18 protein-coding genes and 1 pseudogene are annotated in these 22,814 nt (G+C 75.0%); 15 read left to right on the top strand and 4 right to left on the bottom strand.

Annotation, left to right across the window (positions count from 1 at the left end; genetic code table 11):
• Positions 1-41: 41 nt before the first annotated feature.
• The gene (locus tag FHX75_RS29415; RefSeq protein ID WP_154943803.1) at positions 42-785 is read right to left on the bottom strand and encodes an ABC transporter ATP-binding protein; all 744 of its coding nucleotides are present in this window, start codon (positions 783-785) and stop codon (positions 42-44) included.
• 106 nt (positions 786-891) lie between these two features.
• On the opposite strand from FHX75_RS29415, the gene FHX75_RS29410 reads away from it, so the two are divergent.
• The 6 genes and pseudogenes from FHX75_RS29410 (at position 892) to FHX75_RS29390 (ending at position 5,883) form a co-directional block, all read left to right on the top strand.
• Entirely contained in the window at positions 892-1,278 is a 387-nt protein-coding gene (locus FHX75_RS29410; RefSeq protein ID WP_088961162.1) for a MerR family transcriptional regulator, read from the top strand.
• Positions 1,275-2,279 (top strand): aldo/keto reductase, encoded by a 1,005-nt coding sequence (locus tag FHX75_RS29405; RefSeq protein ID WP_154943801.1) that lies wholly within the window; start codon positions 1,275-1,277, stop codon positions 2,277-2,279. Before FHX75_RS29410 ends, FHX75_RS29405 begins: the two co-directional genes overlap by 4 nt.
• Positions 2,206-3,096 (top strand): annotated as a pseudogene (locus FHX75_RS32135) (hypothetical protein); the annotation flags it as partial. The gene FHX75_RS29405 and the pseudogene FHX75_RS32135, both read left to right, overlap by 74 nt.
• A 180-nt stretch (positions 3,097-3,276) precedes the next feature.
• Positions 3,277-3,687, top strand: a complete 411-nt coding sequence (gene hisI / locus FHX75_RS31840; RefSeq protein ID WP_425463547.1) for a phosphoribosyl-AMP cyclohydrolase — start codon at positions 3,277-3,279, stop codon at positions 3,685-3,687.
• A gap of 58 nt (positions 3,688-3,745) precedes the next feature.
• The gene (locus FHX75_RS29395) at positions 3,746-5,299 is read left to right on the top strand and encodes an anthranilate synthase component I (RefSeq protein WP_154943797.1); all 1,554 of its coding nucleotides are present in this window, start codon (positions 3,746-3,748) and stop codon (positions 5,297-5,299) included.
• Positions 5,296-5,883 (top strand): Trp biosynthesis-associated membrane protein, encoded by a 588-nt coding sequence (locus tag FHX75_RS29390; protein WP_154943795.1) that lies wholly within the window; start codon positions 5,296-5,298, stop codon positions 5,881-5,883. The genes FHX75_RS29395 and FHX75_RS29390 overlap by 4 nt, the downstream gene beginning before the upstream one ends.
• On the opposite strand, the gene FHX75_RS29385 is transcribed toward FHX75_RS29390, so the two are convergent.
• Positions 5,876-6,154: a hypothetical protein gene (locus tag FHX75_RS29385; protein WP_154943793.1), complete on the bottom strand. Its 279-nt coding sequence runs from the start codon at positions 6,152-6,154 to the stop codon at positions 5,876-5,878. The genes FHX75_RS29390 and FHX75_RS29385 overlap by 8 nt on opposite strands.
• Before the next feature lie 486 nt (positions 6,155-6,640).
• Between FHX75_RS29385 and trpC the strand changes: the two genes are divergently transcribed.
• The 3 genes from trpC to trpA are packed head-to-tail and all read left to right on the top strand — an operon-like array spanning position 6,641 to position 9,525.
• On the top strand, positions 6,641-7,444 hold the full coding sequence (gene trpC, locus FHX75_RS29380; protein ID WP_211364642.1) for an indole-3-glycerol phosphate synthase TrpC: 804 nt from the start codon (positions 6,641-6,643) through the stop codon (positions 7,442-7,444).
• Positions 7,445-7,484: 40 nt separating this feature from the next.
• Positions 7,485-8,717, top strand: coding sequence for a tryptophan synthase subunit beta (gene trpB / locus FHX75_RS29375; RefSeq protein WP_154943788.1), 1,233 nt, complete (start codon positions 7,485-7,487; stop codon positions 8,715-8,717).
• A 4-nt stretch (positions 8,718-8,721) separates the two neighbouring features.
• Positions 8,722-9,525, top strand: a complete 804-nt coding sequence (gene trpA / locus FHX75_RS29370) for a tryptophan synthase subunit alpha (protein WP_154943786.1) — start codon at positions 8,722-8,724, stop codon at positions 9,523-9,525.
• Positions 9,526-9,757: 232 nt separating this feature from the next.
• Here the strand turns inward: trpA and FHX75_RS29365 are convergent, their stop codons facing one another.
• Positions 9,758-10,291: an NUDIX hydrolase gene (locus FHX75_RS29365; protein WP_154943784.1), complete on the bottom strand. Its 534-nt coding sequence runs from the start codon at positions 10,289-10,291 to the stop codon at positions 9,758-9,760.
• A gap of 103 nt (positions 10,292-10,394) precedes the next feature.
• Here FHX75_RS29365 and lgt point away from each other — a divergent pair, with 103 nt between their 5' ends.
• Positions 10,395-11,597 (top strand): prolipoprotein diacylglyceryl transferase, encoded by a 1,203-nt coding sequence (gene lgt, locus FHX75_RS29360; RefSeq protein WP_154943783.1) that lies wholly within the window; start codon positions 10,395-10,397, stop codon positions 11,595-11,597.
• 11 nt (positions 11,598-11,608) lie between these two features.
• Positions 11,609-12,799, top strand: coding sequence for an FAD-dependent oxidoreductase (locus tag FHX75_RS29355; protein WP_154943781.1), 1,191 nt, complete (start codon positions 11,609-11,611; stop codon positions 12,797-12,799).
• 119 nt (positions 12,800-12,918) lie between these two features.
• Here the strand turns inward: FHX75_RS29355 and FHX75_RS29350 are convergent, their stop codons facing one another.
• A complete protein-coding gene (locus tag FHX75_RS29350; RefSeq protein WP_154943779.1) occupies positions 12,919-13,761 on the bottom strand; it encodes a GNAT family N-acetyltransferase in 843 nt (280 codons plus the stop codon).
• 146 nt (positions 13,762-13,907) lie between these two features.
• Here FHX75_RS29350 and gltB point away from each other — a divergent pair, with 146 nt between their 5' ends.
• The 4 genes from gltB (at position 13,908) to FHX75_RS29330 (ending at position 22,763) form a co-directional block, all read left to right on the top strand.
• Entirely contained in the window at positions 13,908-18,563 is a 4,656-nt protein-coding gene (gene gltB / locus FHX75_RS29345) for a glutamate synthase large subunit (RefSeq protein WP_154943777.1), read from the top strand.
• Complete coding sequence (locus FHX75_RS29340; protein WP_154943775.1) at positions 18,556-20,064, top strand: glutamate synthase subunit beta; 1,509 nt, start codon at positions 18,556-18,558, stop codon at positions 20,062-20,064. Before gltB ends, FHX75_RS29340 begins: the two co-directional genes overlap by 8 nt.
• A gap of 255 nt (positions 20,065-20,319) precedes the next feature.
• Positions 20,320-21,870: an MFS transporter gene (locus FHX75_RS29335; RefSeq protein WP_154943773.1), complete on the top strand. Its 1,551-nt coding sequence runs from the start codon at positions 20,320-20,322 to the stop codon at positions 21,868-21,870.
• 371 nt (positions 21,871-22,241) lie between these two features.
• Entirely contained in the window at positions 22,242-22,763 is a 522-nt protein-coding gene (locus FHX75_RS29330; protein WP_154943771.1) for a hypothetical protein, read from the top strand.
• Positions 22,764-22,814: the final 51 nt, after the last annotated feature.

The following is a 22,814-nucleotide window of genomic DNA, read 5'->3' as shown; positions in this document are numbered from 1 at the left end:
TCGCGACTGCGGGGCTCGCAGGCCCGGCTCACTCCTCGCGCTCACGATGCCTCCTTGCCGGCGGGCTGCTGGCCCGCCTCGCTCGACCGGATCAACCGCAGGAACGCCTCCTCCAGGTCGTCGACCCCGGTGCGCTCGCGGATCGCGTCGGGAGTGTCGTCGGCGACCAGCCGGCCCTCCCGGATCAGCAGCAGCCGGTCGCAGCGGGCCGCCTCGTCCATCACGTGGCTGGACACCAGCAGCGTCGTGCCGGCCGCGGCCATCTCGTGGAACCGGGCCCACAGGTCGGCCCGCAGCACCGGGTCCTGGCCGACCGTCGGCTCGTCGAGGATGACCAGCTCGGGGTCGCCCACCAGGGCGCAGGCCAGCGAGGCCCGGCTGCGCTGCCCGCCGGAGAGGGTGCCGACCAGCTGGGTGGCCGCGTCGGCCAGCCCGACGTCGGCGACCGCCCGGTCGGCGTCGGCCGCGTGCCGGCCCTGCAGCGCTGCGAAGTAGCGGGCGTTCTCCCGGACCGTCAGGTCGGCGTAGACGCTGGGCGCCTGGGTCAGGTAGCCGACCCGGTGGCGCAGGTCGGCCGAGCCGGCCGGCCGGCCCAGCACGGTGACCGTGCCCGAGTCGATCACCTGGACTCCCACCACCGCCCGCATCAGGGTGGTCTTGCCGCTGCCGCTGGGCCCGAGCAGCCCGGTCACCGAGCCCCGGGGGACGGTGCAGTCGATGCCGTGCAGCACCCTCCGCCGGCCCCGGTCGACGACCAGGTCGCGGACCGTGATCGCGTCCTCCACCGCCCACCTCCAAAACTCATCAGCTGTTGAACTCAACGCTAGATGAGATACCCGTGCGGGCGCAACGGTTGACTTCGAGTGCTCTCGAACTGGAAGCCTGGGTGGCGTGGACATCAGCACGCAGGAACCGGCCCTCTCCGTGGGCGAGGCGGCGGCCCGGGTCGGTCTGACCACCTACACGCTGCGCTGGTACGAGCAGGAGGGGCTCGTCGCCCCGGTCGGCCGGGACTCGGCGGGGCGCCGCCGCTACACCGAGTCCGACCTGGACTGGCTGCTCCTGCTCACCCGGCTGCGCCGCACCGGGATGCCGGTGCGCGACATGCGCCGGTACGCCGAACTGGCCCGGCAGGGCGACCGCACGCTCGGCGCCCGGCGGGCGCTGTTCGAGGCGCACCGGGCCCGGGTGCTGGCCCGGATGGCCGAACTGGAGGAGGACCTGAAGGTGCTCAACTACAAGATCGACCTCTACCGCCGGGCCGAGGAGGGCCGATGATCCGCCGACGGATGGGGGCCACCGGCCCCGAGGTCTCGGCCATCGGGCTGGGCTGCATGGGGATGAGCTTCGCCTACGGGGGCCGCGACGACGCGGAGTCCACCCGTACCCTGCACCGGGCCCTGGACCTGGGCGTCAACCACCTGGACACCGCCGACATGTACGGCGCCGGCGCGAACGAGCGGCTGCTCGCCCCGGTGGTGCGGGCCCGCCGCGACGAGGTCTTCCTGGCCACCAAGTTCGGCAACCGCACCAGCGGCGACGGCTTCGGCGGCACCGGCACGCCTGGCGCGTACGTGGACAGCAGCGCCGCCTGGGCCCGCGAGGCCTGCGACGCCTCGCTGGACCGGCTCGGCGTCGACACCATCGACCTGTACTACCTGCACCGGCGCGACCCGCGTACGCCGATCGAGGAGACCGTCGGCGCGCTGGCCGAGCTGGTCGAGGCCGGCAAGGTCCGCCTGATCGGGCTCAGCGAGGTCAGCCCGGCGACGCTGCGGGCGGCGCACGCGGTGCACCCGGTCACCGCGGTCCAGATGGAGTACTCGCTGTTCACCCGGGACGTCGAGGGGGAGATGCTGGGCACCTGCCGGGAGCTGGGGGTGGCGCTGGTGGCGTACTCCCCGGTCGGGCGAGGGCTGCTCACCGGGGCGATCAGCGGCCGCGACCAGCTCGCCGCCGACGACTGGCGGGCCGGCGTGCCGCGGTTCGCCGAGGGCAACCTCGACGCCAACCTGCGGCTGGTCGCGGCGGTGCGCGCGGTGGCCGAGGAGATCGGCTGCACCCCGGCCCAGGCCGCGCTGGCCTGGCTGCTGGCCCAGGGCGAGGACATCCTGCCGATCCCCGGCACCAAGCGGGTCCGCTACCTGGAGGAGAACGCCGCGGCGGCCGACATCCGGCTCACCCCGGAACAGCGGGACCGGCTGGGTGCGGCCGTTCCCGCCGGCGCGGTGGCCGGCGAAAGGTATCCCGAGGCATCAATGCGAACCGTGGGGCACTAGCCCGCCGATCGGACACGGTGTCCGTCATCGGACACCGTGTCCGTCATCGGGCATTGCGGCCCGATGGGGCGCACGGCACGATGGCGCGGTGGATCACGCTCCGTTGTTGGCGGGCACCTTCTTCGACGACTGGGCGACCCGGCTGCGCGAGGGCGCCGAACGCCCCGTCGTCGGGATCCTGCTGCGCGGCAGCCACGCCCGACGGGCCGCCACCGCGCACAGCGACGTCGATTTCGACGTGCTCGTCGCCGACGACGACCGGCCCGCCCCGCCCACCTCGGGCACGACGGGCTGGTCCACCGGCCGCACCCCGTACGCCGCGCGGCAGGCGTACCTGGTCGAGGTGGACGGCCGGCTGGTGCACGTGTCGGTGGCCGCCCGCGACGTCCGCTCCTGGGTGGACCGGCTCGGCGAGCCGGCCGACTGGGCGTTCGGCCTGCCGGTCACCGCGCCGGTCCGGCTGCTCTGGGCGGAGGAGGGCTGGCGGCCCCGGATCGACCTGCCGGTGCTCTGCCAGCCCGCCGACCAGCCCCGCCTGGAGGAGCTGGTGGCCACCCTGGGCAAGGTGGCCGGCGCCCGCGCCGCCGACGACCATCTCGGGGTACGCCTCGCCGCCGCCGACCTGGCCCGGCTCTGCCCCTCGGTGCTGCGGCTGGCCAACCCGAGCGTCCGGGTGGTGTCCCGGCGGGCCGCCTTCGCCGCCGCGCTCGCGCTGCCGGTCGCCCCGCCGGGCTACCGCGACGACATGCTGCTCTGCCTCGGGCTGCGCCCCGCCTCCACCGGCCAGCTCGGGGCCGCCGCGGCGCGGCTGGTGGCCGGGGTCCTCCCGCTGGTCCGCCCGTACGCCGACCGGGTCGCGGAGGTGGCCGGGCCGGACCTGGCGGCGGCGCTCGCCGACGGGCGGCTGGACCGCTACGTCGCCCAGCTCGCCCGGGCCGCCCGCCGGGGCGGGTACGCCCCGCAGGTCCCCGCACCGCGTGCGGGACAATGGGTCACTGTGCCCGTGACTGACTCTTCCCCGAGCGACGCCGACGCCGGCGCGGTGCGCCCGTCGCGCCTCGATCCGGCCCTCGCCGCCCGGCTGCGCCGCACCCCCGACGGCCTGGTCGCCGCGGTGGTGCGCCAGCACGACACCGGCGAGGTGCTGATGGTCGCCTGGATGGACGACGAGGCGCTGCACCGCACGCTGACCACCGGCCGGGCCACCTACTGGTCGCGCAGCCGGCAGGAGTACTGGGTCAAGGGGGCCACCTCCGGGCACCACCAGTACGTCCGCTCGGTGGCGCTGGACTGCGACGGTGACGCGCTGCTGGTCAGCGTCGACCAGGTGGGGGCGGCCTGTCACACCGGGCACCGCACCTGCTTCTTCACCGAACTGCCGGTCAGCGGCGCGGGGACCCAGCGGTGAGCGCGGACAGCGGGGCGCGGCCGGACCGCGCCGGCGCGGACGAGAGGCAGGCCCGGCGATGACCGACGGCACCCTGAGCCCCGACCTGGGCAGCTTCACCGAGCTGGCCGCCCGCTGGCGGGTGGTGCCGGTGACCCGGCGGCTGCTGGCCGACGCGGAGACCCCGGTCGGGGTCTACCGCAAGCTCGCCGGCGGCCCGGGCACCTTCCTGCTGGAGTCCGCCGAGCAGGGCGTCGGCTCGGCCGGGATGTCCTGGTCGCGGTACTCGTTCATCGGGGTGCGCAGCGGCGCGACCCTGGTCGAGCGGGACGGCGTCGCGGTCTGGACCGGCCAGCCCCCCGCCGGCGTGCCGTCCTCCGGCGACCCGGTCGAGGTGCTGCGCGAGACCGTCGAGGCGCTGGCCGGCCCGGTCTGGGACCCGGCCAGCGACATGCCGCCGCTGACCGGCGGCATGGTCGGCTACCTGGGCTACGACCTGATCCGGCGCTTCGAGCGGCTGCCCGAGCTGACCGAGGACGACCTCGGGGTGCCGGAGCTGGGCATGATGCTCGCGACCGACCTGGTGGTGCTCGACCACTACGACGGCTCGGCGATCCTGGTCGCCAACGCGGTGTTGCCGCCGCTGAACGCGCCGGACCGGGAGCCGCTGGTCGCGGCGGCGTACCACCACGCGGTGGGGCGGCTCGACGCGATGACCACCGCGCTGTCCCGACCGATTCCGCCCATGATCTCCACCGTCGGCCGGCCGCCGGCCGGCGAGGTGGTCAGCCGTACCCCGGACGGCGGCTACCCGAAGGCGGTCGAGGCGGCCAAGGAGGCGATCCGCGCCGGCGAGTGCTTCCAGATCGTGCTCGCCCAGCGCTTCGAGCGGGACACCCGCGCCGATCCGCTGGACGTCTACCGGGTGCTGCGCACCACCAACCCCAGCCCGTACATGTACCTGCTCCGCTTCGACGGCTTCGACATCGTCGGCTCGTCGCCGGAGGCGCACCTGAAGGTCAACGCCGGTCCGGACGGGCAGCGGCGGGCGCTGCTGCACCCGATCGCCGGCACCCGGCCGCGCGGCGCCACCGCGGACGCCGACACCCGGCTCGCCGCGGAGCTGCTCGCCGACCCGAAGGAGCGGGCCGAGCACGTGATGCTGGTCGACCTGGGCCGCAACGACCTGGGCCGGGTGTGCCGTCCGGGCACGGTGGAGGTGCCGGAGTTCGCCACCATCGAGCGGTACAGCCACGTGATGCACATCGTCTCGACCGTGGTGGGCACGCTGCGCGACGACCGGACGGCCTTCGACGCGCTCGCCGCGACCTTCCCGGCCGGCACCCTCTCCGGTGCCCCGAAGGTGCGCGCCATGGAGATCATCGAGGAGCTGGAGCCGGTCCGGCGCGGCATCTACGGCGGTACCGTGGGCTACTTCGGCTTCGGCGGCGACCTGGACATGGCCATCGCCATCCGCACCGCGCTGATCCGCGACGGGCGGGCGTACGTGCAGGCCGGGGCCGGGGTGGTGGCCGATTCCGATCCCGCCGGCGAGGACCTGGAGACCCGGAACAAGGCCGCTGCGGTGCTCGCCGCCATCGCCGCCGCCGAAACCCTCCGGCCGGCCCGATGAGTGGCCCGGACCTCCCCGCCGAGGCGGGTACGCCGGCCGCGTCGGGCCGCCGCGAGTTGACGTACGCGGTGCTGCTCAGCCTGGCCGGGGCGGGCCTCGCCTTCTGGGCGGCGACCCGGACCTGGTCGGTGGAGGTGACCCCGCGCGGATCGCTGCCGTCGGCGCGGCAGGGCCGCACCGGCGCGGACCTGCTGCCGTGGCTGTCGGCGCTGGCGCTGGTCGGGCTGGCCGGGGGCGGCGCGGTGCTGGCCACCAGGGGTCGGGTCCGGCGCCTGCTGGGCGGGCTGCTGGCCCTGCTCGGCGCGGCGGTGGCGGCGGGCGGCGGGTACGGGCTGGTCGCCGCGTTCGACGGCGAGGTGAGCCGGCAGTGGCCGGCGCTCTGCCTGCTCGGCGGGTTGCTGGCGGCGCTCGGCGGCGTGCTCACCGCGGCGCGCGGTCAGCGCTGGCCGGCGATGGGCGCCCGGTACGAGCGCCCCGCCGGCGCCGAGGCGCCGGCGGCGGCCGACGGGCGCCCGACCACCGAGCGGGGCACCCGCGAGGCGTGGGACGCGCTGGACCGGGGCGAGGACCCGACGATCAGCTGACCGGCTGGCGCTCGCGGACCTCGCGGCGGTCCCGGGCCGCGGCCCGGGCGGCGGCCAGCTCGGCCACCAGGCGGTCCAGCTCGGCCCGCTGGTCGGCGCGGGCCCGGTCGGCGCAGACCGCCTCCCAGGCGTTGCCGCGCGCGGTACGCACCCGACCCTCGCCGACCACGGCGCGTTCCAGGGTGTGCACCACCCCGACGGCCAACGAGGCGACGGTGCGGGAAAGGGTGGTCAGTCCGAGGGCGGTGGAGTTCGGCCCGGTCGTGCTCATGAGGTCACCCCGCAGGAGGAGTCCGACGTCTCGGCAGGCGCGTCATCGAGTCTGCCCGGTGGACACGCTGCCCGGCTCACGTTTCACCGTGGTGACGGGCGGATCAACTGTCCGTCGGAGCGAACGACCAGGGTAGGGCCGTTCTTCCTTGACCTTCGTCACAGCATCGACGGGCGTCGCCATGATGCGGGGACCGGGCGGCCGTGCTCTCATGGTCCATGGGCCACGGTGGATGCTCGCGCGACGACCCGGAGCGGGGCGTGAGGGCCGGTCGATGGACATCGTGGCGCTGCGTGACATCGCGTTCACCGGAAGTCGGCCATCATGCCACAGCCCATTTCGTGAGGAGCGCCATACCCCCGGCACCCGTCGTCACCTGGCGCCCCCTAGCATCGGCCCATGACACCCGGAGAGGGGAGTCCGTTGGTGACTGCTGAGCATGGGCACGCGGAGGGGGACGAGGCCGGTTCGGCGGCGTCCGGAAGCGTGCTCGACGAGATCCTGGCCGGCGTCCGGGAGGACGTGGCGCGGCGGCAGGAGCAGGTTCCGCTGGAGCGGATCCGCGAGCTGGCCGCCGCGGCACCGCCGCCGCTGGACGCGTACGCGGCCCTGCGCCGGCCCGGAGTGGCCGTGATCGCCGAGGTCAAGCGTTCCTCGCCGTCCAAGGGCCGGCTGGCCGAGATCGCCGACCCGGCCGACCTGGCCGGGCAGTACGCCTCCGGCGGCGCGCGGGCGATCAGCGTGCTGACCGAGGGGCGCTGGTTCGGCGGCTCGCTGGACGACCTGGCCGCCGTTCGGGCCGCCGTCCGGGTTCCGGTCCTGCGCAAGGACTTCGTGGTCTCCAGCTACCAGGTGCACGAGGCGCGCGCGCACGGCGCCGACCTCGTGCTGCTGATCGTCGCCGCCCTCGAACAGAACGTGCTGGTCGGCCTGCTGGAGCGGATCGAGTCGCTCGGCATGACCGCCCTGGTCGAGGTGCACGACGAGGAGGAGGCCGACCGCGCCCTGGAGGCCGGCGCGCAGGTGATCGGGGTCAACGCCCGCGACCTGCGTACCCTGGAGGTCGACCGGTCGGTCTTCGAGCGGATCGCACCCGGCCTGCCCAGCAGCGTCGTCAAGATCGCCGAATCCGGCGTGCGTGGCCCGCACGACCTCATCCGGTACGCCTCGGCCGGCGCCGACGCCGTGCTGGTGGGCGAGGGCCTGGTCACCCAGAAGAGCCCCCGCGAGGCCGTCGCCGAGCTGGTCAACGCCGGCAACCACCCGGCCACGCCCCGCCCGGTGCGCTGAGCCCGCGCCCAGGAGACGTCAGCAGCGAGAGGACACCGCGATGAGCGCCAACGCCTCGGCCCCGGCCGGTCAGCTTCCCGACGCCGCCGGTCACTTCGGCCGCTTCGGCGGCCGGTTCGTGCCGGAGGCGCTGGTCGCGGCGCTGGACGAGCTGGACGCCGCGTACCGCAAGGCGATGACCGACGAGGCGTTCCTCGCCGAGTTCGACGCCCTGCTGCGCGACTACGCCGGCACCCCGTCGCTGCTCTACTCCGCCGAGCGGTTCTCCGCCGAGGTGGGCGCCCGGGTGCTGCTCAAGCGGGAGGACCTCAACCACACCGGGGCGCACAAGGTGCGCAACGTGCTGGGTCAGGCGCTGCTCACCAGGCGGATGGGCAAGAAGCGGGTGATCGCCGAGACCGGCGCCGGCCAGCACGGCGTGGCCACCGCCACCGCCGCCGCCCTGTTCGACCTCGAGTGCGTGGTCTACATGGGTGAGGTCGACACCCAGCGGCAGGCGCTCAACGTGGCCCGGATGCGGATGCTCGGCGCCACCGTCGTCCCGGTCACCACCGGCTCGCGCACCCTCAAGGACGCGATGAACGAGGCCATGCGGGACTGGGTGGCCAACGTCGACGACACCCACTACCTGATCGGCACCGCCGCCGGCCCGCACCCGTTCCCGGAGATGGTCCGGGACTTCGTCCGGGGCATCGGCGAGGAGGCCCGCCAGCAGTGCCTCGACCTGACCGGCGCGCTGCCGGACGCGGTCGCCGCCTGCGTCGGCGGCGGCTCCAACGCGCTGGGCATCTTCCACGCCTTCGTCGGCGACACCGACGTGCGGCTGTACGGCTTCGAGGCCGGCGGCGACGGGGTGGAGACCGGCCGGCACGCGGCCAGCATCACCGGCGGCACCTCGGGCGTGCTGCACGGCACCCGCACGTACGTGCTCCAGGACGCCGACGGCCAGACCGTCGAGTCGCACTCGATCTCCGCCGGGCTGGACTACCCGGGCGTCGGGCCGGAGCACGCCTGGCTGCACGACAGCGGCCGGGCCACGTACGAGCCGGTGACCGACGCCGAGGCGATGGCCGCGTTCGAGCTGCTCTGCCGTACCGAGGGGATCATCCCGGCGATCGAGAGTTCGCACGCGCTGGCCGGCGCGCTGCGGATCGCTCCCCGGCTCACCGCCGAACTCGGCCGGCAGCCGGTCATCGTGGTCAACCTGTCCGGTCGGGGTGACAAGGACGTGCACACCGCCGGCGAGTACTTCGGCATCCTCGACAAGGAGTGACAGCGTGAGTCGGATCGGGGTGGCCTTCGACAAGGCCCGCGCCGACGGGCGGGCCCTGCTGGTCGGCTGCATGCCGGCCGGCTTCCCGACCGTCGAGGGCAGCATCGCCGCGATGACCGCCATGGTCGAGGCGGGCGTCGACGTCATCGAGGTCGAGATCCCGTACTCCGACCCGGTGATGGACGGGCCGGTGATCCAGAAGGCCAGCGACATCGCCCTGGCCGGCGGGGTCCGCACCGCGGACACCCTGCGGATCGTCGAGGCGGTCGCCGCCACCGGCGCCCCGGTAGTGACGATGACCTACTGGAACCCGATCGAGCAGTACGGCGTCGACGCGTTCGCCCGCGACCTCGCCGCCGCCGGCGGCACCGGCCTGATCACCCCGGACCTGATCCCCGACGAGGCCGGCGAGTGGCTGGCCGCCTCGGACGCCCACGGCCTGGACCGCACGTTCCTGGTCTCGCCGTCGTCCACCGACGCCCGGCTGAAGATGACCGTCGAGCACTGCCGGGGCTTCGTCTACGCCACCGCGATCATGGGGGTCACCGGCGCCCGGGCGCAGACCTCGGAGGCCGCGCCGGTCCTGGTCTCCCGGCTCCGCGAGGTCACCGACCTGCCGGTCGGCGTCGGCCTCGGCGTGGGCACCGGCGCCCAGGCCGCCACGGTCGCCGGGTACGCCGACGGCGTGATCGTGGGCAGCGCCCTGGTCCGCTGCGTGCTCGACGCCCCGGACCCGGCTGCCGGGCTGACCGCCCTGCGCACGCTCAGCGCCGAACTCGCCGAGGGCGTCCGCCACCCCGTCCGCTGACCAGCACCGCCCCCGCCGCCGCCGGACGCCTCGGCCGTAACGCGCCCGGGTCCCCGAACGCGCTCGCGCCCGGGGGCCGGTGCCCCGGCCACTGCCGGTGTCCGACGTCCATGCCCGCGCTCCGCGACAGTGATCAACTCGGTGTGCGGCGGGTCGGGGTGTCCCGAAGCCGGAACACCCCGACACGCCGCAAACGGGAGTGCGCCCGGAGGCCGCAGGCTGGGCGCCTCGGTCAGGGAGTGGGCCGGACGGCCGACGCGCCACGCGGCGCGGGCGGCACCGGATCGCCAGCCCGCGACGGCGGGGTCGGGATTCCCGTCGCGGGGTCCGGGCGCAGGTCGCGCAGCACCCCTGAGCACCCGGCCCGGGCGTCGGCGACGGCGGCCCGGGTGACCGGGGTGACCTCCGCGGGCAGCCGCTCCGGCACATGCCAGGAGAGCGTGCAGCCGGCCGGCGGCGTCGGAGCCGCGTCCTGACGGGTACGCGCCCGGAACACGTGCACCAGCACGTCGGGCAGCGGGTCCGGCGTCGACGGTCCGCCGCAGGGCGAGCCGCTGAGGTGGTAGAGGCCGACCAGATCGACGATCTCGACCGCGCACCCGGTCTCCCGCCGGACCTCGCCCGCCACCGCTGCGGTCGGGCACCCCGGCCGGTGCAGCCGCCCACCGGGCAACGCCCACCGCCCGCCCCGGTCACGCCGGCACAGCAGCACCCGACCGGCCTCGTCGGTCAGGACCGCGGCGACCGCCCAGGTGAGCGTGCTCATGGACAAAGAGCGTACGGGCCGGCAAACCGGAAGTCAGCCGCCACCGGAAGCTCGCCGGACCGGGGTGCCGCGGATGCGGTCCGCAACGGTAGCCTTTGCAGCCGTGACCCTCGCCTCGTTCAGCCCCCAGGCGGCCCTGCCGAGCCCGACCACCGCGGTCTGGCAGCTCGGGCCGGTGCCGATCCGGGCCTACGCGCTCTGCATCATCCTCGGCATCGTGCTGGCCTGCTGGATCACCGAGCGCCGGCTGCGCCAGCGCGGGGTGGCCCCCGGGGCGGTGCTCGACATCGCGGTCTGGGCGGTGCCGACCGGCATCATCGGCGCCCGGATCTACCACGTGATCACCTCGCCGGAGAAGTACTTCGGCGCCGGTGGCGAGCCGCTGAAGGCGTTCGCCATCTGGGAGGGTGGCCTGGGCATCTGGGGCGCGGTGGCCGGCGGCGCGGTCGGCGCCTGGATCGCCGCCCGGCAGCTCGGCATCCCGTTCGCCGTGGTGGCCGACGCGCTCGCCCCCGGCCTGCCGCTGGCCCAGGCGGTCGGCCGGTTCGGCAACTGGTTCAACAACGAGCTCTACGGCGGCCGCACCACGCTGCCCTGGGGGCTGGAGATCCACAAGATGGACCCGGCCGACCCGGGCCGGGCGCAGCGCGACCCCGCCGGCCAGCCGGTCCTGGAGCCCGGGCTCTACCACCCGACGTTCCTCTACGAGGCGCTGTGGAACGTCGGCGTCGCCGCCCTGGTGTTCGCCCTCGACCGCCGATTCAAGCTCGGCAAGGGTCGGGCCTTCGCGCTCTACGTGATGGGCTACACCGCCGGTCGGTTCTGGATCGAGCTGATGCGCACCGACGAGGCGAACGAGATCCTCGGCGTCCGGCTCAACGTCTGGACCGCCGCCCTGGTCTTCCTCGGCGCGCTGATCTACTTCCTCCGGGTCCGCGGTCCCCGCGAGTACCTGATCCCGGTGGGCGTGCCGGCCACTCCGGTGCCGCCGGCCGGTGGGGACGTCTCCCAGGTCGACCTCTCCCGCACCGAGAACGGGCCCCGGGCGGTCGCCCCGGAGGGCTACCGGACGGTCAGCGAGGAGCAGTTCCAGGCGTACCGGGAGACCGGCGAGGTCCCCGACGAACCCGCCGCCGAGACGACCACCGAGACCGACGACGAACCTTCGGCCGACCACGAACCCCCGGCCGACGACGAGGCCGCGCCCGCCGACGACGAGGCCGCGCCCGTGGGCGACGACGACGTCCCGGAGCGGGACGACCGGGCGGGCGCCGCCGGCGCCCGGCCCGCCGACCGGGACAGCTGAGCGGGGCGGGGATGCGCACCGCGGTGGTGGTCGGCGCCGGGCTCGGCGGGCTGGCGGTGGCCGGCACGCTGGCCCGCTCCGGCTGGCAGGTCACCCTGCTGGAACGGGCGGACCGGGTCCGTCCGGAAGCCACGGCCGTGGTGCTCTGGCCCAACGGGGTACGCGCGCTGCACGCGCTCGGCCTCGGCGCGGGCCTGGACGCGATCGCCACCCCGCTGCCCGACGCCGGGGTGCGCCGGCCGGACGGGCACTGGCTGGTGCAGCCGCGCCCGACGCCGGCCGACCGGATGCCGGTGGTGGTGCACCGGGAGGACCTGCACGACGCGCTGATCGCCGGGCTCGGCGACCGGGTGGAGCTGCGTACCGGCGTGGCCGTGGACACCGTCCGGGTCCGTCCCGACCAGCGGCCCGCGGTCGGCACCGCCGGGCACCTGTTCGAGGCCGACCTGGTGGTCGCGGCCGACGGCACCGACAGCGCGGTACGCCGCCAGCTCGCCCCCTCCTCGGCGGTGATCAGCTCCGGCTGCGCGGCCTGGCGCGCGGTGATCCCCTGGTACCGGGCGCCCCGGCTACCGGCCGACCAGCCGCTCGGCGGGGAGGTGCTGGGGGCGGGCTACCGCTTCGTGGCCGCCTCGCTGGGCGAGCGCGGCTCCTCCGGCGCCTCCCGCCGGGGCGGCATCTACTGGGTCGCCACCGCCGCCGGAGCGCCCCGGCCCGAGCCGCCGGAGACCCAGCTCGCCCTGCTCAAGCGCTGGTACGCCGGCTGGCCCGCGCCGATCGGCGAGCTGCTGGACGCCACCGACCCGGCCGACCTGGTGCAGCAGGAGGTCCGCGAGCTGCGCCCGCTGCCCCGCGCGTACGGCTTCCCGGCCGGCTCCGGCGGCGTGGTGCTGCTCGGCGACGCGGCGCACGCGATGCCGCCGCACCTGGGGCAGGGGGCCTGCCTCGCCTTCGAGGACGCGGCCACCCTCTCCTCGCTGCTGCGCGAATCCCGGCTGCCCGACGCCGTGCAGGCGTACGACCGGTTGCGCCGTCCCCGCGCGGCGACGGTGGTCCGGCAGACCCGCCGGATGTCGGCGGTCCTCCAGGCCCGGGGCCGGCTGGCCCTGCGCGCCCGCGACGCCGCCCTCGGCACGATAAGCCCCCGCCTGCTCTCCACCGCCGCCTCGTCGGCCGCCCAGTGGCGCCCCCCAACCCCCTGACCCACCCCGCGCCCCTCGCGCCGCCCCGCCCCCCTCGTTGATCCTGAGGTTGGCCGGGCGCGCCGCGGCGTGTCGCGCCGCCAACCTCATGATCGACGCAGGCGGCCGGGGGCCGGGGGTCAGATGAGGGCGGTGGGTTCGGCGATGCAGGCGGTGCCGACGCGGCGGAAGCCGACCCGGAGGTAGACCCGGGCGATCTCCTCGCTGCCGGCGGAGAGGAAGACCAGGTCGGTGCCGGCGGCCAGCAGTTCGTGGGCGAGGGTGGCGGTGACCGCCGCGCCGAGGCCCCGGCGGCGGGCCACCGGCAGGGTGGCCACCCCGGCGATCTCGGCCACGTCGTCGACCCGCATCGCCATCCCGCTGGCCAGCGCCCCCTCCTCGGCCGTGCCGGCCAGCACCGACAGCCGGCGGCCGTCGGCGAGGCGGGTCCGCTCCTCGTCCAGCGCCGCCACGTCCAGTTCGGTGATCGCGGCGTCCCGCTCCGCCGGGCCCGCGTCGCCGCGCGCCGTGCCGGCGGCGGCGAAACCGACCGCGGCGACCGCGCGGCGGGCGGCCACGTCGGCGGCGAAGCCGGGCGCGTCCGGGTCCAGCACCCGCACCGGTACGTCGGTGAGCGTCGCCGGGTCGGGCAGGGCGGCCGGGTCGAGCACCATCAGCGGCGCCTCCAGCACGCTCAGCCCCGCCGCCCGGGCCACCGCGAGCAGGTCGGGCGTGGTCTCGTGCACCCATTCGAGGGCCTCGGGCAGGCCCAGCTCGCGCTGCCGCTCGCGGACGGCGGTCACGTCGGCCAGCGACGGGGGTGTGGGGGCGTCGAGGCGGGGTCGGGCGTAGAACGGCCAGCCGACCCCTTCCCGCACGAAAAGCACGAGCGCGCCGTGCTCCTCCCCGCGTGCGACGTCGCGGGGCACCGCGTCGTAGAAGCGTTCCAGCCGGGCGAGGATTTCGCTGCGCAGGGGATCCACCGCGCGAGACTACATGTCCCAGAGTCTGGAAGGTGTGATCAATCTGCACTGGCCTTGCGCGGGTCTCCCTAACGTAGACTCAATAAACCGCCAAGGGCCGACGTCGTCCCGACCATGATCCAACCTGAGTGACGACAGGAGGCCCGGTGGCCTTTCCGTACCCTCACAGCCCGCAGTCGGCCCCGCCCCCGGCCGGTCTCTACGACCCCGCCAACGAGCACGACGCGTGCGGCGTGGCCTTCGTCGCGGACCTGCACGGCCGGCGCTCCCACGCGGTGGTGGCGGGCGGCCTCGGCGCGCTCTGTCGCCTGGACCATCGGGGCGCCCGGGGCGCGGAACACAACACCGGTGACGGCGCCGGGATCATGATCCAGGTCCCGGACGCCTTCCTGCGCGCGGTGGTCGACTTCCCGCTGCCGCCGGCCGGCCAGTACGCCACCGGCCTGGTCTTCCTCCCCGACGACGACGCGGCGGAGGCCCGCGCCCGGCAGGTGGTGGAGAAGTACGCCCTGGTGGAGGGGGCCGACCTGCTCGGCTGGCGGGACGTGCCGGTCGACCCGAGCGGGCTGGGCGAGACGGCGCTCGCGGCGATGCCCCGGATCCGTCAGCTCTTCCTGGCCGCGCACCGGCTCACCGACACCCCGGCCGGCCCGGCCGGCTCGCCGCTGACCGGCCTCGACCTGGACCGGGTGGCGTTCTGCGTGCGCAAGCAGGCCGAGCGGGAGAGCGCCGAGCGGGGCGTGCCGGCGTACTTCCCGTCGCTCTCCTCCCGGACCATGACCTGGAAGGGCATGCTCACCCCGGACCAGCTGCCGGCGTACTTCCCGGAGCTGACCGACGAGCGGGTGGAGAGCGCGATCGCGCTGGTGCACTCCCGGTTCTCCACCAACACCTTCCCGTCCTGGCCGCTGGCCCACCCGTACCGGTTCATCGCGCACAACGGTGAGATCAACACCATCCGCGGCAACCGGAACTGGATGCAGGCCCGGGAGGCGCTGCTGCGCAGCCCCGAGATCCCCGGCAACATCCGGCGGATCTTCCCGGTCTGCACCCCGGGCGCCTCCGACTCGGCGAACTTCGACGAGGTCCTCGAACTGCTGCACCTGGCCGGGCGGAGCCTGCCGCACGCGGTGCTGATGATGATCCCCGAGGCCTGGGAGAACGACCCGGGCATGCGGGCGGACAAGCGGGCCTTCTACCGGTTCCACGCCAGCCTGATGGAGCCCTGGGACGGTCCTGCCTCGGTCGCCTTCACCGACGGCGAGATCGTCGGCGCGGTGCTGGACCGCAACGGGCTGCGCCCGGGCCGCTGGTGGCGGACCTCTGACGGCCTCGTCGTGCTCGGCAGCGAGGCGGGCGTGCTCGACCTCGACCCGGCCACCGTGGTCGCCAAGGGGCGGCTCCAGCCGGGCCGGATGTTCCTGGTCGACACCGTCAACGGGCGGATCGTGCAGGACGACGAGATCAAGGCCGAGCTGGCCGCCGCCCGGCCGTACGCCGAGTGGCTGCACGCCGGGCTGATCGACCTGACCGACCTGCCGCCGCGCGAACACATCGTCTACACCCACGACTCGGTACGCCGCCGCCAGCAGACCTTCGGCTACACGGAGGAGGAGCTGAAGATCCTGCTCGCGCCGATGGCCCGGCTCGGCGCGGAGCCGCTCGGCTCGATGGGCACCGACACCCCGATCTCCCCGCTGTCGACCCGGCCGCGGCTGCTCTACGACTACTTCCACCAGCTCTTCGCCCAGGTCACCAACCCGCCGCTGGACGCCATCCGGGAAGAGCTGGTGACCAGCCTGTCGTCGACCATCGGCCCGGAGGGCAACCTGCTCGACCCGGGCCCGGCGAGCTGCCGGCAGATCGTGCTGCCGTACCCGGTGATCGACAACGACGAGCTGGCCAAGATCCTCTCGATCGACGAGGACGGCGACCTGCCCGGCTTCAAGGCGGTCCGGGTCTCTGGGCTCTACCGGGTCCGTGACGGCGGTGCCGGCATCAAGGCCCGGCTCACCGAGATCTGCCGGCACGTCTCGGAGGCCATCGAGGACGGGGTGCGGATCCTCGTCCTGTCCGACCGGGACTCCAACGCCGACCTGGCGCCGATCCCGTCGCTGCTGCTCACCGCGGCGGTGCACCAGCACCTGGTCCGCGAGCAGACCCGCACCCAGGTGGCGCTGATCGTCGAGTCCGGCGACTGCCGCGAGGTGCACCACGCGGCCGTGCTGATCGGGTACGGCGCGGCGGCGGTCAACCCGTACCTGGCCTTCGAGTCGGTCGAGGACATGATCTCCACCGGGGCGCTGGTCGGCGTCGACCCGGCCAAGGCGGTACGCAACTACGTCAAGGCGCTCGGCAAGGGCGTCCTGAAGATCATGTCCAAGATGGGCATCTCGACGGTGTCGTCGTACTGCGGGGCGCAGGTCTTCGAGGCGGTCGGGCTGCACACCCGGCTGGTGGAGCGCTACTTCCGCGGCACCCCCAGCACCATCAGCGGCATCGGGCTGGACGAGATCCACGCCGAGGTGGCCGCCCGGCACGCGCTGGCCTGGCCGGCGCCGGGCGCGGAGACCTCCGACCGGTTGGAGGTCGGCGGCGAGTACCAGTGGCGCCGCGAGGGTGAGCTGCACCTGTTCAACCCGGAGACGGTCTTCCTGCTCCAGCACGCCACCCGCAGCCGGCAGTACGACGTGTTCCGGCAGTACACCGCCAAGGTCGACGAGCTGGCCGCGCGGGCCGGCTCGCTGCGCGGGCTGTTCACCCTGCGTACCGGGGTGCGCCCGGCGGTGCCGATCGACGAGGTCGAGCCGGCCACCGAGATCGTCAAGCGGTTCGCCACCGGCGCCATGTCGTACGGGTCGATCTCGGCGGAGGCGCACGAGACCCTGGCCATCGCGATGAACCGGCTCGGTGGCAAGTCCAACACCGGCGAGGGCGGCGAGGACGTCGAGCGGCTGTACGACCCGGCCCGCCGCTCGGCGGTCAAGCAGATCGCCAGCGGTCGCTTCGGCGTGACCAGCGAATACCTGGTCAACGCCGACGATCTCCAGATCAAGATGGCGCAGGGCGCCAAGCCCGGCGAGGGTGGGCAGCTGCCCGGCAACAAGGTCTGGCCGTGGATCGCCCGTACCCGGCACGCCACCCCGGGCGTCGGCCTGATCTCCCCGCCGCCGCACCACGACATCTACTCCATCGAGGACCTCGCCCAGCTGGTGCACGACCTGAAGTGCGTCAACCCGGCCGCCCGGGTGCACGTCAAGCTGGTCAGCGAGGTCGGCGTGGGCACCGTCGCGGCCGGCGTCGCCAAGCTCAAGGCCGACGTCATCCTGATCTCCGGGCACGACGGCGGCACCGGCGCGTCCCCGCTGAACTCGCTCAAGCACGCCGGCACCCCGTGGGAGCTTGGCCTGGCCGAGGCGCAGCAGACGCTGCTGCTCAACAAGCTCCGCGACCGGGTCACCGTGCAGGTCGACGGCCAGCTCAAGACCGGCCGGGACGTGCTGGTCGCGGCGCTGCTCGGCGCCGAGGAGTTCGGCTTCGCCACCGCCCCGCTGATCGTCGAGGGCTGCGTGATGATGCGGGTCTGCCACCTGGACACCTGTCCGGTCGGCATCGCCACCCAGAACCCGGTGCTGCGCGAGCGGTTCACCGGCAAGCCGGAGTTCGTGGAGAACTTCTTCCTCTTCCTCGCCGAGGAGGTCCGCGGCTACCTCGCCGAGCTGGGCTTCCGCAGCATCGACGAGGCGATCGGGCACGCCGAGCTGCTCGACGTCGCCCCGGCGGTGGAGCACTGGAAGGCGCACGGGCTGGACCTGGGGCGCGTACTGCACGTGCCGGAGCTGCCGGCGGACGCCGCCCGGCGCGGCGTGCGGGCCCAGGACCACGGCCTGGAACTGGCCCTGGACAACGAGCTGATCGCCCTGGCGCAGCCGGCGCTGCGCGACGGCAGCCCGGTCCGGGTCGAGGTGGCGGTGCGCAACGAGCACCGCAGCGTCGGCGCGATGCTCGGCGGCGAGGTCACCCGCCGCTTCGGCGGCGCCGGCCTGCCCGACGACACGATCGAGTTCGTGCTGCGCGGCACCGCCGGGCAGTCCTTCGGCGCGTTCCTGCCGCGCGGGGTCACCCTGCGGCTGCACGGCGACGCCAACGACTACGTCGGCAAGGGACTCTCCGGCGGGCGGATCGTCGTCCGCCCGGATGCCGCCGCGCCGTTCGCCGACCCGGACGCCGCGGCCGGCGCCCGGGCCGAGGACCAGATCATCGCCGGCAACACCATCCTGTACGGGGCCACCGGCGGCGAGCTGTTCCTGCGCGGCCGGGTGGGGGAGCGGTTCGCGGTGCGAAACTCCGGCGCGGTGGCCGTCGTCGAGGGCGTCGGCGACCACGGCTGCGAGTACATGACCGGCGGCACGGTGGTGGTGCTCGGCGAGACGGGCCGCAACTTCGCGGCCGGCATGTCCGGCGGGACCGCGTACGTGCACCGGCTCGACCGGGACCGGGTCAACGCCGAACTGGTCGACCTGGTGTCGCTGCGCGACTCCGAGCGCGACCTGCTGCACGAGCTGGTGCAGCGGCACGTCGCGGAGACCGACTCGGTCCTCGGCGCGGAGCTGCTCAAGCGCTGGCCGGAGGCGGTGGAGGAGTTCACCGCGGTGGTGCCCCGGGACTACCGCCGGGTGATGGAGATCATGCGGGCCGCCGAAGCCGCCGGCCGTGACGTCGACGACGCGGTCATGTCTGCGCTGACCGCGCCGGTGCCGCCCGCCCCGCGGGTGGCGGCCCAGGAGGTGGCTCGTGCCTGATCCGAACGGTTTCCTGCGCTACGACCGGCGGCTGCCGGCGCGCCGCCCGGTGCCGGTGCGGATCAGCGACTGGCGCGAGGTCTACCCGCCGGCCGGCGAGGAGCTGATCCGCGAGCAGGCCACCCGGTGCATGGACTGCGGCATCCCGTTCTGCCACGACGGCTGCCCGCTGGGCAACCGCATCCCGGACTGGAACGACCTGGTCCGCACCGGCAACTGGGACGCCGCGGTGGAGTCGCTGCACGCCACCAACAACTTCCCGGAGTTCACCGGCCGGCTCTGCCCGGCGCCGTGCGAGGCCGCCTGCGTGCTCGGCATCGGCGGCGGGCAGCCGGTCACCATCAAGCAGGTCGAGGTGGAGATCGCCGACGCGGCGGTGGCCCGGGGCGGGCTGCGGCCCCGCCCGGTGCCGGCGCCGACCGGCCGGTCGGTCGCCGTGGTCGGCTCCGGCCCCGCCGGCCTCGCCGCCGCGCAGCAGCTCGCCCGCGCCGGTCACGCCGTGACCGTGTACGAGCGCGACGACGCGATCGGTGGCCTGCTCCGGTACGGCATCCCCGACTTCAAGCTGGAGAAGGAGCACATCGACCGGCGGCTGGCCCAGCTCGCCGCCGAGGGCGTCCAGTTCCGCACCGGAGTGGACGTCGGCGTGGACGTCACCGCCGAGCAGCTGCGCGCCGAGCACGACGCGGTGCTGCTGGCCTGCGGCGCGCTCCAGGGCCGGGACACCCCGGAGACCCCCGGGCGGCAGCTGCGCGGCGTACACCAGGCGATGTCGCACCTGGTCGCCGCCAACCGCGTGGTCGCGGCGGCCGGCGACGGGCGACCGGCCCTCGCCGTGCTGCCCGACGGCACCCCGATCGACGCCGCCGGCAAGCACGTCGTGATCATCGGCGGTGGAGACACCGCCGCGGACTGCCTCGGGGTGGCCCACCGGCAGGGCGCCGCCGGGGTGCACCAGCTCGACCTCTACCCGGAGCCTCCGGAGACCCGGGACGCCGCCCGGGACCCGTGGCCGACCTGGCCGTGGGTGCTGCGCAACTACCCGGCGCACGAGGAGGGCGGCGAGCGGGTCTTCGCCGTCGCGGTGCAGGAGTTCGTCGACGACGGCACCGGCCAGGTCAAGGGCGTACGGATCGCCGAGGTCAGCGTCGAGAAGCGGGACGGCCGGCGGATCGTCACCCCGCTGCCCGGCTCCGAGCGCGAACTTCCCGCCGACCTGGTGCTGCTCGCCATCGGCTTCGAGGGCACCGAGCAGCAGCCGCTGCTGGAGCAGTTCGGGGTGCGCCGCAACGCCCGGGGCGCGGTCGACGCCCGGCCCGACTGGCAGACCGACGCCGACGGCGTCTTCGTCGCCGGTGACATGCACCGGGGCGCCTCGCTGATCGTCTGGGCCATCGCCGAGGGGCGGGCCGCCGCCGCGGCGATCCACGCGTACCTCGGTGGGGTCGGGGAGCTGCCGGCCCCGGTGGACCCGGCCCGGCAGCCGCTCGCCGCCCGCTGACGACCCCGGCGGCGACTCCGCCGCACCGACACCCCGGTCCGGACGTGCCCGTCCCGACCGGGGTGTCCGTCGTCGGCGTCCGGTCTGTCCCGGGGCCTGCCGGGCTGGTGGGGCGTGCCCGACGCCGGCGCCGTCGACCCCGGTGAGTCCGCTCACGAAAGCCGCAAATTGGTTTAGCGCGCGGCAGACTTGGCCGCTGCCGAACCCGCCGTGGGTTCGGCTTCGTCATGTCGTCGTCTGGACGGGGAGGCCCTCGTGGCCCTCGGGAGCACGTTCGCCGCACTGCGTCACCGCAACTACCGGATCTGGGCCGGTGCCGGCTTCGTGTCGGTGATCGGCACCTGGATGCAGGTGCTCGGCGTCAACTGGTACGTGCTCGAGCAGACCCGCTCGGCGACCTCGATGGGCCTGGCCGTCCTGCTCCAGGCCCTGCCGACGCTGCTGCTCAGCGTCTGGGGCGGGGCGCTGGCCGACCGGCTGCGGGCGAAGCCGTTGCTGATCGCCGCCCAGGCGGTACACGCTCTGCTCGCCGCGGGACTGGCGGTGGTCGCCGTCACCGGCGTCGGCGGCCTCCCGGCGATCTACGCGATCGCGCTGGTGACCGGGGCGGTGTCGGCGATCGAGGGGCCGGTGTCGGGCCGCTGGTCCTCGACGCTGGTCGACCGGAAGGACCTCGGCAACGCCCTCGCGCTCGGCTCGCTGACCAACTCCGCCGGCCGCATCCTCGGCATGAGCGCCGGCGCCGTCGTGGTCGCCGCCGTCGGCCCCGCGCTGCTCTTCGCCGTCAACGCGGCCAGCTTCGTCGCGGTGGTCGGCGCCCTGTTCGCCGTACGCGAGGGAGAGCGGCACACCGGCGAGCCGGCGGCGGCCGATGCGGCGCCGGCGGACGGCGGCATCCGGGCCGGCTTCCGCTACCTGCTGCGCCAGCCGGTGGTGCTGGTCGCGTTGGCGCTGTCGTTCGTGCTGGGCAGCCTGGGCCGCAACTACCAGGTGACCATGGCGGCGATGAGTGACGGCCCGCTGGCCGCCGGGGCGTCGGGCTACGGCGTGCTCTCCACCGTCTTCGCGGTCGGCACGGTGCTGGGCGCGCTGGTGGCGGCCCGCCGCCGCGAGCTGGGCTACGGGCTGCTGATCTGCGCCGGCCTGCTGGCCAGCGTGTTGCAGATCGCCGCCGGGCTGGCCCCCGGCACGGTCAGCTTCGCCGCGGTGATCCTCCCGGTGGCCGCGGCGGCGGTGGTCATCGACACCACGGTCGGCGCCCGCGCCCAGCTCGACACCGACTACGCCATGCGCGGTCGGGTGCTGGCCGCCCTGGCGGTCACCGGCTCGGTCTCCGCGGCGGTCGGCGCGCCCCTGCTCGGTTGGCTCTCCGAGCACGCCGGCCCCCGGCAGACCCTGGTGCTGGCCGGCGCGGTGACCGCCGTCGCCACGGCCGCCGCGGGCGTCGCCCTCGACGCGCTGCGCGACCGCCGGCTGCGTCGCCGGGTCACCCTGGTGCTGGCCGCGCCCGTGGTGCGCCGCCCGGCCCGCCGGGTCGCCGCCATCGCCACCCGCGTGGCCCGGCCCGCGACCCGGCCCGTGGCGACCGCCCGCCCGGCCACGACGCCCCGCCCGGCGGGGAGCCCGCCGCCCGGCTGGTACCCGGCGGCGGTGCGCCGGCCGGGGGCGGGCCGGCTGCCGTCCAGCCGACTGGTCCGGGCCGCGGCCGACTGCGCCGGCGGGGCGCCGGCCCGGTCCCGCCGTCGCCCCCGGATGGCAGGCGGCGCGGCCCTGGTCGAGGTGCCCCCGGGCGACTGCCTGCCCTGAGGAGGCTCGACGCAGGGGCAGGGCGCTGCGGAAGCGCTCTCGGTGCGGCTGCACACCTGCCTCGGGCGAGGTTTCCGACCCGGCTGCGCCCGACCTCACCCGGTGCGACCCGCGTGGCCGCGTGAGGTGCTGCTCGCCGCCTGGCCCGGGGAGCCGCGCCTGCTGCTGCGGTGTCCGGACGCTACGGACCTGATGTCGTAGACGATTCGCCGGTGGCGATGCGGAGTCCTCCGGTGGCCGCGTGGCCGTTCCTGATGGAGTCACCGGGGCGTGGCGGGGACCGGCTGCGGGTGAGCGACGTCATGAGCTTCGCCGGTGGATCAGGTGTGCACGGGACCGAGCGGCGCGAAGATCATCGTTACGCTCCGGCCATGGATACCGAGGAGCGGCTGCGGCGGATCCGCCGGTGGCTGTGGATCGTGCTGGTGGGTCTCTTCCTCAGTGGAGCGACCGCGTTCCCGCTGGAGATCGAGGTGCGCTGGCTGCTGCGCGCGCTCGACCCGCTCGCCGCCGACCTGCCGGCGCTGGTCGGCTGGATCGAGCGGGTGCACACCGGGCTGGTGGAGACCGGCGACCGCTACCCGTTCATGCTCTACGGCACCGACTGGCTCGCCTTCGCCCACCTGGTGCTGGCGGTGGCCTTCTGGGGACCGCTGCGGGATCCGGTGCGCAATGTCTGGGTGGTGCAGCTCGGCATGATCGCGTGCGCCGGGATCGTGCCGCTGGCGCTGATCTGCGGGCCGATCCGGGACATCCCGTGGTTCTGGACGCTGGTCGACCTCTCCTTCGCGGTCGGCGCCTTCCCGCCGCTCTGGTTCGCCTACCGGCACATCCGGGCGATCGAGGCCGCCGGCGCGCCGGCCGCGCCGCCGGTGTCGGCGCCGGCCGCCTGACGCCGGCCGGGCGGGTGTGAGTCGTCCACGACATCAGGTCGGTAGCGGCCG

Origin of the sequence: Micromonospora palomenae, from assembly GCF_007829925.1 — a bacterium.
Lineage (GTDB): Bacteria > Actinomycetota > Actinomycetes > Mycobacteriales > Micromonosporaceae > Micromonospora > Micromonospora purpureochromogenes.
The sequence above is the reverse complement of the archived record's forward strand: the minus strand, read 5'-3'. Positions and strand labels throughout refer to the sequence as shown.